The 269-nt window shown below is 61.3% G+C and carries 1 pseudogene; it reads left to right on the forward strand.

The window, feature by feature from the left end:
- Positions 1-34: 34 nt before the first annotated feature.
- A pseudogene (locus tag QP415_RS11890) lies at positions 35-269 on the forward strand (SAM-dependent methyltransferase); the annotation flags it as partial.

The raw sequence follows: 269 nt of genomic DNA on the forward strand, positions 1-269 counted from the left end.
GCGGGTATTGCGCCCCGGTGGCCTGCATTTGACGATGGCCATGCTTGAACACGCCCAGCTGGCCAATGCGGACGTGGTGGAATTCGCCCCCGGCCTGGGCCGAACCGCGGAACTCATTATCGCCCAGCCCATTCACTCCTATACCGGAGTCGATCAGGACAAGAATGCGGTGACCCGCGTCAGGGGGATCGTTGAAAAAGTGGGCGGCGTCGTCGTTAATTCCACCGCGCAGAAATCTGGACTTCCCGAGGCAAGTGCGGATGTGGTCG

Origin of the sequence: Pauljensenia sp. UMB3104, from assembly GCF_030217285.1 — a bacterium.
Taxonomy (GTDB): Bacteria; Actinomycetota; Actinomycetes; order Actinomycetales; family Actinomycetaceae; genus Pauljensenia.